The 15,683-nt window shown below is 68.5% G+C and carries 10 protein-coding genes; 1 reads left to right on the forward strand and 9 read right to left on the reverse strand.

All coding sequences use genetic code 11. The features are described from left to right. Positions 1 to 13: 13 nt before the first annotated feature. Positions 14 to 1,009, forward strand: a complete 996-nt coding sequence (hemH, locus tag QM782_RS00775) for a ferrochelatase (RefSeq protein WP_415201033.1) — start codon at positions 14 to 16, stop codon at positions 1,007 to 1,009. Positions 1,010 to 1,864: 855 nt separating this feature from the next. Here the strand turns inward: hemH and QM782_RS00780 are convergent. The 9 genes from QM782_RS00780 to QM782_RS00820 form a co-directional block, all read right to left on the reverse strand. After that, positions 1,865 to 3,211, reverse strand: coding sequence for a hypothetical protein (locus tag QM782_RS00780; protein ID WP_415201034.1), 1,347 nt, complete (start codon positions 3,209 to 3,211; stop codon positions 1,865 to 1,867). A 12-nt stretch (positions 3,212 to 3,223) separates the two neighbouring features. Then, positions 3,224 to 5,125 (reverse strand): hypothetical protein, encoded by a 1,902-nt coding sequence (locus QM782_RS00785; protein WP_415201035.1) that lies wholly within the window; start codon positions 5,123 to 5,125, stop codon positions 3,224 to 3,226. Positions 5,126 to 5,140: 15 nt separating this feature from the next. After that, positions 5,141 to 7,825 (reverse strand): caspase family protein, encoded by a 2,685-nt coding sequence (locus tag QM782_RS00790; protein WP_415205560.1) that lies wholly within the window; start codon positions 7,823 to 7,825, stop codon positions 5,141 to 5,143. A gap of 1,125 nt (positions 7,826 to 8,950) precedes the next feature. Continuing rightward, positions 8,951 to 9,823 carry an alpha/beta fold hydrolase gene (locus QM782_RS00795; RefSeq protein WP_415201036.1) on the reverse strand — a complete coding sequence of 291 codons (873 nt, stop codon included), beginning with the start codon at positions 9,821 to 9,823 and terminating at the stop codon, positions 8,951 to 8,953. A 10-nt stretch (positions 9,824 to 9,833) separates the two neighbouring features. Continuing rightward, positions 9,834 to 11,936 carry a 3-hydroxybutyrate oligomer hydrolase family protein gene (locus QM782_RS00800; protein WP_415201037.1) on the reverse strand — a complete coding sequence of 701 codons (2,103 nt, stop codon included), beginning with the start codon at positions 11,934 to 11,936 and terminating at the stop codon, positions 9,834 to 9,836. Between the two features lie 28 nt (positions 11,937 to 11,964). Beyond that, complete coding sequence (locus QM782_RS00805) at positions 11,965 to 13,029, reverse strand: branched-chain amino acid ABC transporter permease (protein ID WP_415201038.1); 1,065 nt, start codon at positions 13,027 to 13,029, stop codon at positions 11,965 to 11,967. Positions 13,030 to 13,102: 73 nt separating this feature from the next. After that, on the reverse strand, positions 13,103 to 14,080 hold the full coding sequence (locus QM782_RS00810; protein ID WP_415201039.1) for a branched-chain amino acid ABC transporter permease: 978 nt from the start codon (positions 14,078 to 14,080) through the stop codon (positions 13,103 to 13,105). Beyond that, on the reverse strand, positions 14,077 to 14,796 hold the full coding sequence (locus QM782_RS00815) for an ABC transporter ATP-binding protein (RefSeq protein ID WP_415201040.1): 720 nt from the start codon (positions 14,794 to 14,796) through the stop codon (positions 14,077 to 14,079). Before QM782_RS00815 ends, QM782_RS00810 begins: the two co-directional genes overlap by 4 nt. Beyond that, positions 14,793 to 15,551 (reverse strand): ABC transporter ATP-binding protein, encoded by a 759-nt coding sequence (locus tag QM782_RS00820; RefSeq protein ID WP_415201041.1) that lies wholly within the window; start codon positions 15,549 to 15,551, stop codon positions 14,793 to 14,795. Before QM782_RS00820 ends, QM782_RS00815 begins: the two co-directional genes overlap by 4 nt. Between the last annotated feature and the right edge of the window lie 132 nt (positions 15,552 to 15,683).

A 15,683-nucleotide genomic window follows, 5' to 3' on the forward strand; every position in this document is an offset into this window, starting at 1 on the left:
GGAGAATAGCGCAATGCCTTCCCGCACCGCCGTCCTGTACTGCAACCTCGGCACGCCCGATGCCCCCACGCCGGCCGCGGTGCGCCGCTACCTCGCGCAATTCCTGTCCGACCCGCGCGTGGTCGAGATCCCGCGCGCCGTCTGGTGGCCGATCCTGCACGGCATCGTGCTGCGCGTGCGGCCGAAGCGCTCCGCCGCCAAGTACGCCAGCATCTGGACCGCGCAGGGCTCGGCGCTGAAGACCTGGACCGAGGCCCAGGCCCGCGGCATCGGCGCGCAGCTGGCCGTGCGCGGCCATGCCGTCGAGGTGCGCCCCGCGATGCGCTACGGCGCGCCGTCCATCCCCGATCAGCTCGACGCGCTGACGGCCGCCGGCGCCACCCGCATCCTGGTGCTGCAGGCCTACCCGCAGTACTCGGCCACCACCACGGCCAGCGTGCTCGACGCCGTGGCCGACTGGAGCCGGCGCCAGCGCCGCATCCCGGAGCTGCGCTTCGTCAACGACTGGCACGCCGACGCCGGCTACATCGACGCGCTGGCGAAGAGCGTCGAGCAGCACTGGGCCGCGCACGGCCGCGGCGAGTTGCTGGTCATGAGCTTCCACGGCATCCCGGCGCGCAACGTCGCGCTGGGCGATCCGTACCAGGCGCAGTGCCAGGCCACGGCCCGGCTGCTGGCCGCACGGCTGAGCCTGGCGGACGCGCAGTACCGCCTGACCTTCCAGTCCCGCTTCGGCCGCGCGAAATGGCTGGAGCCCTACACCGAGCCGACGCTGCGCGAACTCGCGCGCGGCGGCACCCAGCGGGTGGACGTGATGTGCCCCGGCTTCCCGGTCGATTGCCTGGAGACGCTGGAGGAGATCGCGATGGAAGGCCGCGCCGCCTTCCTGGCGGCGGGGGGGCAGGATTTCCGGTATATCCAGTGCTTGAACGACGGCGAAGCCGGCATCGCGGCGCTGGCGGGGATCGCTGAGCGGCACCTGGGTGGCTGGGAGACGCGAGAAGGCTGACGTCGGGGCGGGCACGACAAACCCGGAACATGCCCAGCGCAAAGTGCGCAAGAAGCACGACGCCTCTCTCCGCCACGAAGCCTGGCCTGGGGCGCCCGCCGCACGGTGACACAAACATGAAAGGCTGGCCTTGACGCGGTGACAGATTGGGATGAATTGGTAGGGATCGGCAGAGTTCGCCGCATGGTTCGCGGCACACGCTAAACGCCGCTCTGGGCGACTGCGAACGGCCAATTCCTGTCATTCGGCCAAATGTCAAAGAACGACAGCTCCAGACTGATTGCTGACGCTCAACCCGGGATCGCTGAACGACCGCTGCGATCTGGAGGATTCGGAAGAAGGTTGCCGCCTTCCTGAATTCCATCTTGTTCAGCCATGCACACCCGAGGAGAAAGTTGAGTTCCAGGAGACCAGATACGGACGCTTCTTCCACCAGTAGGACGGCACGTTCCAGTAGGGGAACGTGTTCCGGGCGCGGATTTCCGTCCACCTGCTCGAGCAGTTCAACCAGTTCGTCAAGCTTCGCAGAGAGTTCTTCACTGCGTGCGTAGGCTGCTGAGATGCCATCGCGACGTGCAGTGCCCGCGATCGCGGCAAGGAAAAGAAAAGAGTTCGATGGTGGGTCTCTCAGCCTGAAATGAACGGCACCCTCTTCCAGTCGCGCGAACCCCTCATCTGTCAGCAACTCAAGGTGCGACTCCAGGAACGCGCGAGATGCGTCCGCGTCGGGCTCGCCCGCCCAGGCGAGTGCCACCTTGATCAATTCCTCTATGTCTCTCTGATCGTCTGCCATTGCTGACCTCACATTGACAGTGTGTCGCTCGAGGGATCGGCGATTGCCGACCGACCGTACCCTCACGAAAACTTCGCCGGTTGCTCCTTGAATGTCTCCAGCGACGCTGTCAGCTTGCCGTCGTCGCCCCGGTCAATCACGACGTACTTGAGCGAGTAGGGGAAGTTGTCCTCGGCCCGCAGGTCATCGAGTGAGATTCCGGGATGCCTGTCTAGGTCGACATACCGTGTCCAGCTGCCTGGGTTGAAGTAGCGCACTTTGTGCGTGGCATCGCGATCGTCGGGAATGTGGGTGTGCCCCATCACGATGACCTGGGCCTTGTCCACCTTGCTTGCACGATTGCGTGCCACGAGGAGCAGTTCGTCCTTTCCGAAGTCGCCGCTCGACTTGATCTTGCCGAGGGTCTTGGGCATCGCCGCACTGAGCGTTGCATCGGACCCGGGCTCCAGTTTCTGGGCAGTTCCTGACGCCTCAAGTTCGGTCCAGTAGTCAAGGATGAACTCGGCGACCAGGATCTCGGTACGCAGATGGGCGCGCAATGCGGCGACGTCCGCAAAGCGGTCGGGATCGACTCGCCCGGCTGCATCCAGGAGGCTCTGTGCCAGGTTGTCGCTGCGCGCAACCTTCGCCAGCAGTACCTGACCATACTCATCCACTGACTTGATACTCATGGTCTTCGGATGTCTCGCCGCGAACTTCAGCAGCGCCCACGACGCAGCGAACAGGCCCCGCTTCTCCTCCTTCGCCAGCAGCCCTGCGAGTCGCTGTACCGGGTGCAGGTTGTCTGCAAACGGATAGCGCGCCTCGAGCCCGTTGACAAACTTGACCATGAACAGCGTTCCGGGGCACATCTCCAGCCGAGCTACACCAATCTTGTCCCTGAGGACGGGATTCGCCCACCGCTTGAACGTGTTGGCCGGATCGGGGATGTGTCCATGCCCGATCTGCAACGCGTCGTCATAGCGCGAATACCACTCCTCACCGCAGTCAAAGGCGACTGACGGTCGCGTGGCGCTCCTCAGCCTCTCCTGGACCCGCGGCCAGTAGACATCTACGTCGTGGTTGCCCGCGGCGATGGTCAGCGCGTTTCCTGCGTCGAGCAGTTCACCGAGCGCAACGAATGCGTCCTTGTGCCCGCTGAGAATGACTTCGAGCTTCTCCAGCGATTCCTCCTCGCTGCACCAGAAGCCGGTTGACTTGCTTTGGTACCCCTGCTGGTGCGCCTGAGCGAACTCCAGGAAGTCCCCGTTGATATAGAGCTCGAGATCCCGGGCCTTTCCCTTGGGACTCGCCGCCAGCATCCGGATGAAGGCAGCGAATTCACCGCTCTGGTAGACGTGGTCGTCCCCTGGATCGGCAAGACCGCCGCCGAGATGCAGATCACTGATGATGATGGTGCGACTCTTCATTGCCTCTCCTTGTCAATTGCTCAACTGACACTGCACACTGTAGAAGAGCGGTACCGGGTTGCCCTGGACGGCATGTGAGTTCCTCAGACGACGTACACGTTCGCCGAGGCTGCCCGTTCCGAACACACATTCATTGACCACATCGGCACCGAACTGGGCGCCGAACATCACGGGTACAGGGAAACTTGTCGCGATCAGCCCAAGCGCTCCCTTCCTCCTGAAGGACTCAAGGAAGCCGGTGAAGAACATCGGGGAAGTAGCCCCGCTGTAGCAGGCGTTCAGGAACACGATCGGGGCGTTTCTGTATTCACTCCCTGCTACGCCCGCCGGGCGGACGACACACTGACCGATCTCGTTCAAGTGGAGTTCCTCGAGACTCCCGGCAACTGGATCCGCCGCTGAGCCGTGGCAGTAGACGTAGACCAGATTCGCCGTTGTGCCTGCAGCCAACAGGATCTTCCTCATCTGGTCGCACTGGCTGCTGGATTCACAGGCCACATCCCGCCCCTTCAGGCCAGTCTCCAGCTTCGCGTGGATCTCCATCGGTGTCGGTGACCCGGTTCCGAGGATCGTCTCGTTGAGATTGAGGCTCACCTTGCGTGGTGCCACCCGATGGGTCCGCACAAGCGCCAGGTAGTCACCTGCGCCGACATAGGACACCTCCAGGCCAAACTTCGCACCCCAGAAGTCGCCACGCTTCACAGACATCCCACCACGCTCATCAGGCGGCAGATCCTTGCTGAACTGATGCGGGTACAAGATCTCGAACGGCAGGAAGACCTTGGACGTGGCGATCGTCAGCCGCGTGCCTGCCGGCTGCCCCTCAATGTAGTCGAACAACCTGATGACCTCGGCGTTCTCAGACCGCAACGCCATGTTGAGGATCGAACCAGCACTGGCAACCCGTTCGAAGCAGTCGGTCATGTCCTCGTTCTCCGCACTGCTCAACGGAGAGAGGGATGAACGGTTCCAGACATCGCTGACATAGAACGTCGCACCGAGTTCGGCGCGTATCTGCGCCAGCAGCGTCTGCAGGCTGCCCTTGTCCAGTTCAGTGTTGAGCGCTTTACCCACTGCCACCATTCCCGCGTCCGCGCTCGTGTGGACGAGGTTCATCATCAACCCGCCCACTGCGAGTTCGAGTGTCAGCAGCAGGTCTCCACCTCCCGCACCGGCTGGGTCGGTCGGTCCGCCAATCGCGTCCTGCAGGGCATCGGTCACATCGAGGTCGACCACGCTCGGCGGAAGGGACGTAGCTTCTGCCAAAGGTTCATCTGCCTCAGATTGCACGCGCGTCGTGAAGGTCAGCCCGTAGAGCTTCGTGCCTCCGGCGAAGAACTCCGCCGTCACGGGGACCTCCTCCGGACAATCCTTCGTAACGAACAGGTCAAAGCCGACCTCATCAAGCAGGACTCCGTCCTTGAAGCGGGCCACGGCGGCTTCCGACCCAAGCGGGTCGAGGTTGAGCCCCTCGCCTGGCCAGATCACGATCGCCAGTCGCGCTTCCTTTCCAAACAGCGCGAGAAACTTGCGACCCTTGAAGGAAACCGACTGCACCAGCGTCGCCGCGATGCCTTGCCCGAAGATCAGGCGGACCGGCTTGTCGCGAACGAGGGAACGGCCGCGGCAGGCATCGCCTTCGAAGCGGAAGTGGAATGCTGGGCGCTCACCTTCGCCACCTGATTTCACTCCGTGGTTAGTCCGCTTCCAGGAGACACCGCGTTCCTCATCCGAGTTGCCAGGCTGCTCTGGTGCAGCACTTGCCGGAACTGGAATCTCCAGGCGGCGATCGTGGTACTTGTTGCTGTCTCGACGTTGCCACGCGATGTAGCCGACCACCGCAATCAACAGACCAAGTTGTGAGCCGACCCAGACGTAGTCCAGACGACTGAGCCAATCAACGATGGTCTCCACTGCTTTTCTCCTGCTTCAGTCGCACCATCGACACCGGGCTTGCAGCCAGGCGCGCAAGCCCGAGTCCGGGATCTGGCGCATGTCGAGCATCAGCTTGATGCGCCAGCTGTCGTCAGCACCCGCCGACTGCGGCTTCTGCTCTCCCAGTTCGTGTGCCAATGCCGCCCGCCTGGCCTCGACCTGTTGCAAGCTCCGCGCCGTGAGCTGTCCCTGCCGCGGGGGGTTCGGCAACAACTCCGAGATGACCGCGAGATCGCGGCGGACCGCCAGCCAGTCAGCCGTCCAGGCTCGCTGCTTCGCATCGGGACTTGCCAGTTGCCTGGCAACCGCAGGTGGCTCCCCGAGAATCGCGATCAACGCCGCGCGGGTTCGTTCACCCACCTTTGCGGAGTCGGCAGCCCGGAGCATCTCCTGTGCCTCCGACAGAGACAACCCGAGCCTGGCAACCGTCATTGGAAGAAATTCGGCCGTGTCGTCCCCGAGACGACTGCGCACGCGGGCAAGGACTTCGGCACGATCGGCCTGGGCCAGCCAGAGGTACGCCTCGGCCTGCAATGCCTGATCGCCCGTGGCTTCGTAGGAAGTGAATGCCCCCTTGGGAGGCACACCGGCGAGTCTCAGCAGGCGAACGGCCTGGAGGCGTACGCCAGGATTGCCATGGCTCGAAGCCAACTGCTCTAGCACCGCAGAGGAGTGCGCCGCGCCGCGGGCCCGCAGCGTGTCCAATGCGAGCATCAGGTCACCGACGTTGGAGTCGAAGCGCAATTCGGCAATACCTAGGGGGTCGGCGGCGGGGGCATCTCGCACCAGGTCCACCCGGATCGTCGCACCGCCGGGAGCCGCGGACAACCCCAACTGGAACGCCGGGCACTGCCGCACAAGCGCGCGCGCAGCCATCAGGCGGGCCGCGATGCCGGCAAGGTGCTCCAGCGATCGAACCTCAGGACACGCTCCCGCCGATGGCGGAGCCCCGGCCAGATAGCCCGCAGCAGCGTTCAGTGAGACCCGCGCGCCCTCGCCCGTGACCTGTGCTGCGAGCGCCTGCAGGAACAGCTGTTGCAGGCCGGCTCCACGGGCGGGGTCGGCAACGGCGAGATAGCTTGCGACAAGTCCGAGATACAGCGGCTGCCCGATGCTGGCTATTGCCGTGTCGGAAAGCCTGCAGCCGGTACGCAGTGCGACATCAATCTGCAGTCGCGCGAACTGGCCGTTTGCCGGACCGGCACCAAAGCCATCGAGATAGCGTTGTGTGGCGGGAGAACATCCAGGCGGCAGTTCCGCCAGGACCTGGAGGTGCACACCGCGCGTGCCCTGACCAAAGCCCATGGCCTCCGCCAGCCTCGCACCGTTCTCGGGCGACACCTGCATCAGGCGGGTCAGGGCGGCAGTGACTACCTCCTGCCTGGGCGAACGCGTGAGACTCTCGAGCAGTGGCACATCCTCGGCCGTGGCGATACCCGCCGCCAACAAGGCGGCCTTCGTGCCCAGTTCCCCCGCACCGCCATCCATGGCCAAGGCGGCAACCTCTGCCCGCGCCTCCTTCAGGCGGTCCGCGCCCGCGAACCAGCGCGCACGCCCCACCGCGTTGAGGTGGCGCAGAGGCTCATCGCGGAAGTCCTGGCCCCAGTCCGAAACGACTGGCTGCGCCTTCGCCAACGGCGAGGCCGCATCGATCTCATCGGCCTGCAAGTCGTACTGCCAGACCAGGCGCGGGTAGGCCAGCACGCGAAGAGCAGGATGCCCGCGGTAGAGAGCGAGGACGCCGCCCTCCAGCCGCAGGAAGTGGTGTGCTGCGAGGTACGCCCAGAGTGCCAGGACGGCGATGGCCACGACGGCGGACGTGCCCAGCAGACCGCGAAGCAGCATGGCCCTGAGCTGCTTTCGCGAGTACCGCTGCGTCCTCACCTGGACCTGGGCGAGCGTCAGACCCGCATGGAGGAACAGAAGTGGGTCGCGCGCATAGGTGGCGGTCGCCATCGGCTCCTGTGCGTTGCCCGCTCCGCCCTCACTCTCTCCAGCGACGGTTACCCGGTCATGCAGGAAGCGGTACAGGTCAGAGAAATAGATCGCGCCGTTCTGGTCACTGAGCGGTTCGCGCCCTGTCAAGGCATCGATCAACGCGACGCTGAACGCCGAACCCCTTGGTCCTTCCCGAGACACCTGCCCGGCGCGTGCGGCACTGAGAAGGATGCGGTGGTTGGCCGACGCTCCCGCGATGCGGAAGAACCCGGGCGCTCCCTCGGCCAGCGCTGCACCGCCGCAACAATCGAGCACGAGAAAGACGCCACGGGCTCTTGTGCCTCGAAGCAGTTCATCCAGTTCGCGCGCCGAGACGCCGGTCCCGGAAAGGTCCTGGGTGTCAGTGTCATAGGCCACGAGGACGAACTGTTCGTCCACGTCGGCGCCATGGCCCGCAAAGTAGAGGAAGAGAGTCTGCTCAGAGGTAGCCTGACGGCAGGCACTACCGATCGAAACCAGGACGGCCTCGCGCGTTGCCGCTTCGTCGCAAAGGCACTCGACATGGTCGGGTCGCAGGCGGCAGCCCCGTGGGTCAGTGAGTGCATCGCGGATTTCGCGTGTCTCGACCGAAGCGGCCGGGAGGGCCTCGATACCGGCATGGGCGTGGCGTGAGAGGCCGATGACGACGGCAAGCGTGTCGTCGCCAATCGACGAGGCGCTGGTCGTCCGCCGGTTGCCCATCACGAACTCCCTCCTGGATACCGGTCGCTGCGCGCCTGTGTCCGACGCAGCGCGGCCTGGAAAGGCGGTGCCAGGCCATTTCGCGCCATGATACCGTCTGGGAGCACATCATGGCACGGAGCGCCGCTCGGCTACCGCGTCGCGAATCCGGACCATTCTCAATTGACCGCGGATCGCCGGAACGGCGACCAATACCAGCCCCGTTCGCACGAGAGCGGCAGCCTCGTGATGTTTCGGCAAAGTTGCTCCAACCGGATGACGTGGTCGACCCAGTGCACCGTCGTCTACGACATGTGCCGGGCGCCATGAGGGACAGACCCCCCGGGCCCCTTGTAACTGAAGGCCAGCTGCTGGTCGTGGTCGCACTTGCCGCAGCCCAGCCTCTGGAACCAATGCGCCAGATGACGCACGCCAAGCAAGGCGTCGAACTCGCGCGTGATGAAGCGCGGCGGCTCCGAGCCGGTGCTGGCACCGATGGGCGCGATGAAGCTGGCGGCGTACCGCTGCACCAAGCGGTACAGCGTAGTCTGCCCAGGGCGGTGGCGTTCGTAGTGGACCGCGGCGCCATCCGGTGTCCGCTAGGGGCTGCCGGCCAGTGGCGTGCACGATGAGCTCCCGAAGGGGTTAGCCCGCATGATCTCAAGCCAGTGCCCCGCGCAACATGGCCCTGAGGGTCGCCTATAGATCTGCGTCCTCAGCCGCGGGACCACGTTCGGGTTTGTCGCTCTGCTCTAACCGGCGGCTTCAGGGCGATGAATTCGAGGGCGCGGACGTCGGAAGAAGGTCGATTGCGTCTGTTCAGGATCGCAGGCAGCAGACATCCGATGAGGCCGAGTGCGACACTGCCTGCGTGAGTTGCAGCGAACGGCTACTCCAGCCCGATGACCGGTCGCTCAGGCCATGCTCCAACTCCCACCCCGATGACCGGAATGTGCCCATCACCGAGCACAGGACGAACGACGCCGACCGACCGAGAACGCTGCACTGCCGACGTCTAGATCCTCGAGGTGACCGACAGCAGAGGGCGCATAACGCTCATCAGCAAGGGCGCAGACAGCGGCCAGGACCTGAGGCTGGGCAGCCGCGGCACGTGGCGCAACGCACGGCGCCACATGCAGAACGCCGTCAGTCCCCCACCCGCTCCAGAAACGCCCGCACCACGTCCAGCTGCGCCGGCACGTTCAGCGCCGGCGCGTGCCCGCAGCCCGGCACCTCGAGCACCTGCAGCCGCCCGGCCGCGCCGGGCCCGCGCGTGCGCATCTGCGCGACCGTCTCGGGCAGCACCAGGTCGGACTCGGCGCCGCGCAGGCACAGCACCGGCGCCTCGATCGCGTCCCAGGCGTCCCACTGCCGGTAGTCCTGCGGGTGGTGCTCGAACTGGCCGACGATGGCGGGGTCGTAGTGCGGCGTCACGCGGCCGTCGGGCAGGCGGCGCGTGGAGGTCTCGGCCAGCCGGCGCCACTGCGCGTCGCTGAGCCAGCCGTAGGGCGCGTAGGCCTGGCGCAGGAAGGCCTCCAGCTCGGTGACCGTGGCGAAGGCCGGCGGCTGGCCGGCATAGGCGCGGATGCGCGCGATCGCCGCGTCGGCCAGCTGCGGCGCCATGTCGTTCAGCACCAGGCTGCGGATGCGCGGCTGCATGGCCGGCAGCACCCGCCCGCCGGCGCAGGCCAGGCCGATGGCGCCGCCCATCGAGGTGCCGACCCAGTGCGCGCGCGCGATGCCCAGCGCGTCCATCAGCGCGGCGGCCAGCCGCACGTAGAACGCGATGCAGTACTCCTCGCGCGGCGCCGGGCTCCACTGGCTCAGGCCGCGGCCGATGGTGTCGGGGCAGACCACGCGCCAGCGGTCGGCCAGCGCGGCGGCCAGCTCGTCCATGTCGCGGCCGGTGCGCGCCAGCCCGTGCCAGGCGATGACCACCGGCGCGTCGGGCGGGCCCCACTGCATGTAGTGGAGTTCGCGGCCGGCGCAGGTGACGTAGTGCGAGCTGGGGAGCGTCATGGACGGAGGTTCAGTCGGGGATGGTCAGCACGCCGGCGGCGTACTCGATGCGGTCGGCCGGCGCCGGGGTGGCGGCGATCGGCGGCACGTTGGCGGCGGTGATGGCCGGCGCGGCGCCGGGTGCGCCGCCGCGCGGCACGGTGCGCACCACCTGACTGGGCGGCAGCGCGGTGCCGCGCTTGAGGTTCGCCCAGACGGCGTCGAGCGCATGGTTCAGGTAGACGTGCAGCGGGATGTAGCGGCTGTCGTAGCCGGGCAGCACGGCCGGCAGGCCGATGAAGCTGTCGAAATGCTGGGCGTTGGTGACCTCGACGTAGCTGAGCCGGCTGGCCGCGCCCTCGACCTTGCGGTTCAGCGCGGTGTACGGGCGCGAGGTGTGCGACACCGGCAGCAGCGCATCGTCGCGGCCGTGCACGATCACGGCGGGCTTGCCGCGCAGGTTGCCGCTGCGGCGCGTCTCGTCGACGCCGGCTTGCAGACGGCGCGCCAAGGCGTCGCTGCCGTCCACCAGCGCGCGCAGGCACAGCGCGCCGTCCAGGTTCATGTCGAAGGCGCCGGTGGAGGGCGAGCGCGACAGCAGGTCGCGCGCCGCCCCGCCCGGGTGGTTCTCGTTGATCAGCTGCACGTTGCTGGCCGGCGGCACGCCGTTGCCGGTGGCAAACATCGTGGCCAGCGAAACGGCATCGAGCGCCTGCGGCACGCCCGCCGCGGTGGTCGCGCCGTAGCCGTAGCCGCACAGCCGCTCCTGCACGCCGGCGCGGGCCAGCGCGTTGCCGAAGGCCACGGCCACGGCCGGCGCGACCTCGAAGGCGGCGAGCGAGGAGTGCAGCACCTGGGCCTCGGCTTCCCAGCCGTAGGCGCGCAGCCGGGCCAGCGCCTCCTCGGCCTGGCCGGCGGTGTCGGCCGCGGCCAGCAGGCCCTTGGCCTTCAGCGAGGCGCAGCGCTGGGTGGCCAGCGCGCCGAGCAGCGTGGCGTAGGCGGCCTGGTACGGCGCGCCGGCCAGGCTGGGCGCCAGCGACGCGCAGCCCTGGAACACCTGGGCCTGGGTCGTGAAGTCGAACAGCGTCTTCGCGCTGACCGGGATGGCGGCGCTGCCGCGCCGGATGGCGACGCCCGGGTCGGCCGGCAGTTCCACCGCCGGCTCGGACACCGCCACGCCGTCGATCCAGCCCTCGTCGTCGAGCTCGGCCGCGGCGATGGCCGCGCCGCCGCCGTTGGAGATGCTGGAGGCGATGACCAGCGTGTTGCCGCGGGTGAAGGTCTGCAGCCGCCGGCCGTCGCCCGCCAGTGCGCCCAGCCGCTCGTTCAGCACGTAGAACGCGAACTGCACGGCCTGCAGCGTGAAGCGGCCCCAGTCCTTCTCGGGGTTCTGCTGCGAGTGCGCGTGCTTGAAGGCGAAGCGGTCCGGCGTGGCCGCGTTGAAGGCGGCGCGCTCGGCGTCCGTCAGCGCGGCGCGGAACTGCGCGGCCGTGCCGGCCGTGGCCGCCGCGGCGCGCGTGCCGTCGATCAGCGGCACGGTGTCGTGCTGCAGGTCGTGCGGGGCGGCGCCCGTGCCCTTGTCGGTGTAGGCCACGGCGCAGCCGCGCTTGAGGCCCCACTCGCCGGCCGAGATCGCGCCGTAGATGCCGCGCGAGCCGGACGAGGTGGCCGTCACGATGCAGGGGTTGGCCGGATCGAAGCGGGCGGGTACCTGCACCAGCAGCGTCACGTTGCGCCGGCCGGTGCCGTCGTCGCTGTAGGCGACGTACTCGCCGCCGGCGATCCGGCCCTCGTCCGCGGTCACGCTGCCGTCCAGCGCCACGTTGGGGCCGTACAGCACGCCGTAGCCGCCCGCGGGGGTCATGTCCAGCAACGCGCGGTAGTTGCCGTGGATCGCGTTGCGGCGCAGTTCGGCGGCGGTCGGCGCGGCGGCGTCGGCATAGCCTGGCGCCGCGCCCTGCAGGCCGGTCTTGCCCAGGCCGGCCGTCAGCAGGTCGTCGCCGACGCCGTCGTACTCGACGTGGGTGACGGCGCCGACGAAGTCGGGCCTGGCATTGGGCTGGAGGCCGCCGCCCCCGCCGCAGCCGGCGGCCAGCGCCGCGGCCAGCACGCCCAGGATCTGGTGGTGTCGCATGGTCTCTGTCTCCTCGGGTGGAACGAACTCAGCGCCGCGCCGCGCGCGCCCGCAGCCGGCCGACGATGCCGGTCGGGAAGTGGTAGACCGACAGCACGAACAGCAGCCCCAGCCACAGCAGCCAGCGATCCGGCGTGAACAGCGCGGCCAGCCACGGCAGCCCGGCGGTGGCCTCGTTGGCCAGGCGCAGCAGGTCCTGCAGGTAGCTCTGCGCGACGACGAAAAGCGCCGCGCCGATGGCCGCGCCGTAGATGGTGCCCATGCCGCCGATCACGACGATCAGCAGGATGTCCACCATGATCTCGAAGCTGAGCGAGGTGTCCGGCCCGTTGTAGCGCAGCCAGACCGCCAGCATCGCGCCGGCCAGCGTGGCGAACAGCGCCGACAGCACGACCGCCGTGGTGCGGTAGACGACGACGCGGTAGCCGATCGCCTCGGCGCGGAACTCGTTCTCGCGGATCGCCTGCAGCACGCGGCCGAACGGCGAGTTCACGATGCGCAGCAGTGCCAGCAGCAGGCCCAGGGCCAGCAGGAACAGCCCGTAGTAACAGATCAGCCGGCCGTCCAGCGAGGCGCCGAGGAAGGGCTCCTCGGCCAGCTCGAAGCCCGGCGAGAGCAGCTCGGGCATCTTGAAGGTGAGCCCGTCCTCGCCGCCGGTGAAGCCGGACAGCTGCGAGGCCAGCGTCTGGAACGCCGAGGCCACGGCCAGCGTGATCATCGCGAAGAAGATCGCGCGCACGCGCAGCGAGAACAGCCCGACCGCCAGCGACAGCACGAACGACAGCGCCAGCGCCAGCCCGGTGCCCGCGGCCAGCGCGCCCCAGCCCGGGCCCATGCGCGTGGACGCGATCGCCACGCCGTAGGCGCCGATGCCGAAGAACATGGTGTGCGCGAAGCTGACGATGCCGGTGTAGCCCAGCAGCAGGTCGAAGCTGGCGACCAGCACCACGAACACCAGCACCTTGGCGGCCACGTTCAGCGCCTTGACGCCGGGGAACAGGAACGGCGCGAAGGCCAGGCCCAGCAGCAGCGCGACCAGGACCAGCGCCAGCACGCGGCTGCGCGGCAGGTCGTGCGAGAGGATGCGGCTCACCGGTGCACCCCCGCGGGCCTGCGGGCCGCTCCCTCCGGGACGGAACGGGCCCCTGCGGGCGGCCGGGCCGGGCTCATCGGTCCACCACCGGGTACACGCCCTGGGGCCGCCACAGCAGCACCGCCACCATCAGCGCGATGGCCGCGAACTGCGTGGCCACCGGCAGCAGGAAGCCGACGTAGTTGACCAGCAGCCCGACCAGCAGCGCGCCGATCAGCGCGCCCAGCGTGGAACCGAGGCCGCCGATGATGATGACGATGAAGATCAGCACGTTGACCTGCGCACCCATCTGCGGCACCAGGTTCTGCTGGAACAGCCCCCACATCACGCCGCCCAGGCCCGCCAGCGCGCTGCCGGCCACGAACACGCCGACGAACAGCCGGCCGATGCGGTAGCCGAGCGCCTCCACCATCTCGCGGTCCTGCACGCCGGCGCGGATCAGCAGGCCGATCTTGGTGCGCGCCAGCAGGAAGGCCAGCGCCGCGAACACCGCCGCGCCCACCACCACGGCCAGCAGCCGGTAGCGGCTGATCGCGGCGTCGCCCCAGAAGATCGAGCCGCGCAGCGCCTCGGGCAGCGGCAGCGGCAGCTGCGCCGGGCCCCAGACCATCTTGATGAACTCCTCGCCGATGATCATGCCGCCCATGGTGATCAGGATCTGCTTGAGGTGCTGGCCGTAGACCGGGCGCACGATGAAGCGCTCGAACGCCAGGCCGACGGCGGCGGCCACCGCCATCGCCGCCAGCATGGCCGGGAACACCGCCGCCAGGTTGCGCCACAGCTGCTGCGAGCCGGTCCAGTCGCCCATCGCCCCGAGCACGCTGCTGGCCACGAAGGCGCCGAGCGCGATGAACAGGCCGTGGCCGAAGTTCAGCACGTCCATCAGGCCGAACACCAGCGTCAGGCCGGAGGCGATGATGAACACGATCATGCCCATGGCCAGGCCGGCGACGGTGAGCGTGACCCAGGTCGCGGGCGAGCCGACCAGCGGCAGCGCCAGCAGGGCCAGCAGCGGCACCAGGGCCAGGGGCTTCCAGTCCACGCGGCTCACAGCGCCAGCCCCAGCAGCGACTGCTGCAGCGCCGCGTCCTGCGCGAACGCGGCCATGGTGCCGGCGTGCACGATGCGGCCGTCGTCCATCACGGCCACCTGGTCGCCCAGGCGCCGCGCGAAGTCCAGGTTCTGCTCGACCAGCAGCAGGGTCGCGCCCTCGCCCTTCAGCGTGGCGAAGGCCTGGATCATGTTGTCGACGATGGCCGGCGCCAAGCCCTTGCTGGGCTCGTCCACGATCAGCAGCGTGCGCGGCTCGACGATGGCGCGGGCCACGGCCAGCATCTGCTTCTGCCCGCCCGAGAGCTTGCCGGCCGGGTGGTGCCAGAACTTCCCGACGGCCGGGAACAGCCCCTGGATCCACCGCAGCCGCGCGCCGTCGATCTGCTCGGCGCGGCGGGCGGAGCGCGCCGCCAGCAGCATGTTCTCGCGCACCGTCAGGTCGGCGAAGATGCCCATGTTCTCGGGCACGTAGGCCAGGCCCAGGCCGGCGATCCGCGGCGTGGGCAGCTGCGTGATGTCCTGCCCGGCGAAGCGCACGCTGCCCTGCGAGGCCTTCCACAGGCCCATCACGGTGCGCAGCGTGGTGGTCTTGCCGGCGCCGTTGCGGCCCAGCAGCATCGTGACCTGGCCGCGCGGCACGGCCAGGTCCACGCCGTGCAGGATGTGGTAGGCGCCGATGTGGGTGTGCACGCCCTGCAGTTCCAGCAGGTTCATGCCTTGGCCGCCCCCAGGTAGGCCTGCTGCACGATGGGCGAGGCGATGACCTCGGCCGGCTCGCCGTCGGCCACCAGCCGGCCGTTGTGCAGCACGACGATGCGGTCGGCCAGCTCGCGCACCACGTCCATCTTGTGCTCCACCAGCAGGATGGTCTTGCTGCGGTCGCGCTTGAGGCGCCGGATCAGGTCCAGGATCACCGGCGCCTCGGCCGCGTTCATGCCGGCCGTGGGCTCGTCGAACATGAAGACCTGCGGCTCCAGCGCCATCAGCAGCGCGACCTCCAGCTTGCGCTGGTCGCCGTGCGGCAGGCTGGCCGCGGTGTCGTCCGCGCGCGCCGCCAGCGCGACCTCGTCGAGGATGGCGCCGGCGCGCACCGTCAGTGCGCGGTGGTCGCTCCAGATGCTCCACAGGTTCAGGCCGCGGCGGTGCGCGCCGTCCCGCGTGGCCTGCACGGCCAGGCGCACGTTTTCCAGCACCGTCAGGTGCGGGAACAGGTTGGTCAGCTGGAACGCCCGCCCCAGGCCGGCGCGGGTGCGCGCCGAGGGCGGCAGGCCGGAGAGGTCGCGCCCGTTCAGCGCCACCGCGCCGGCCGTGGCCGCGAGCTGGCCGGAGATCAGGTTGAAGTAGGTGGTCTTGCCCGCGCCGTTGGGGCCGACGATGGCCGTCAGCGTGCCGGGCGCGAACGCGCAACTGACGGCATCGACGGCGACATGGCCGCCGAAGCGGATCGTCAGTTCCCTGGTTTCCAGCACGCCAGGGCCTAGACGCTGTGCATGCGTCGACCGCGCCCGCGACGGGGCGCGCCGGGCCGCAGGCCTAGGGCGCCGCCCTGGCCGGTGCCGGGGCAAGGGCTGCGACGCCCGCGTGCGGCCTGGCGCGCCCCG

Source organism: Pseudorhodoferax sp. (assembly GCF_047601025.1).
Lineage (GTDB): Bacteria > Pseudomonadota > Gammaproteobacteria > Burkholderiales > Burkholderiaceae_C > Pseudorhodoferax.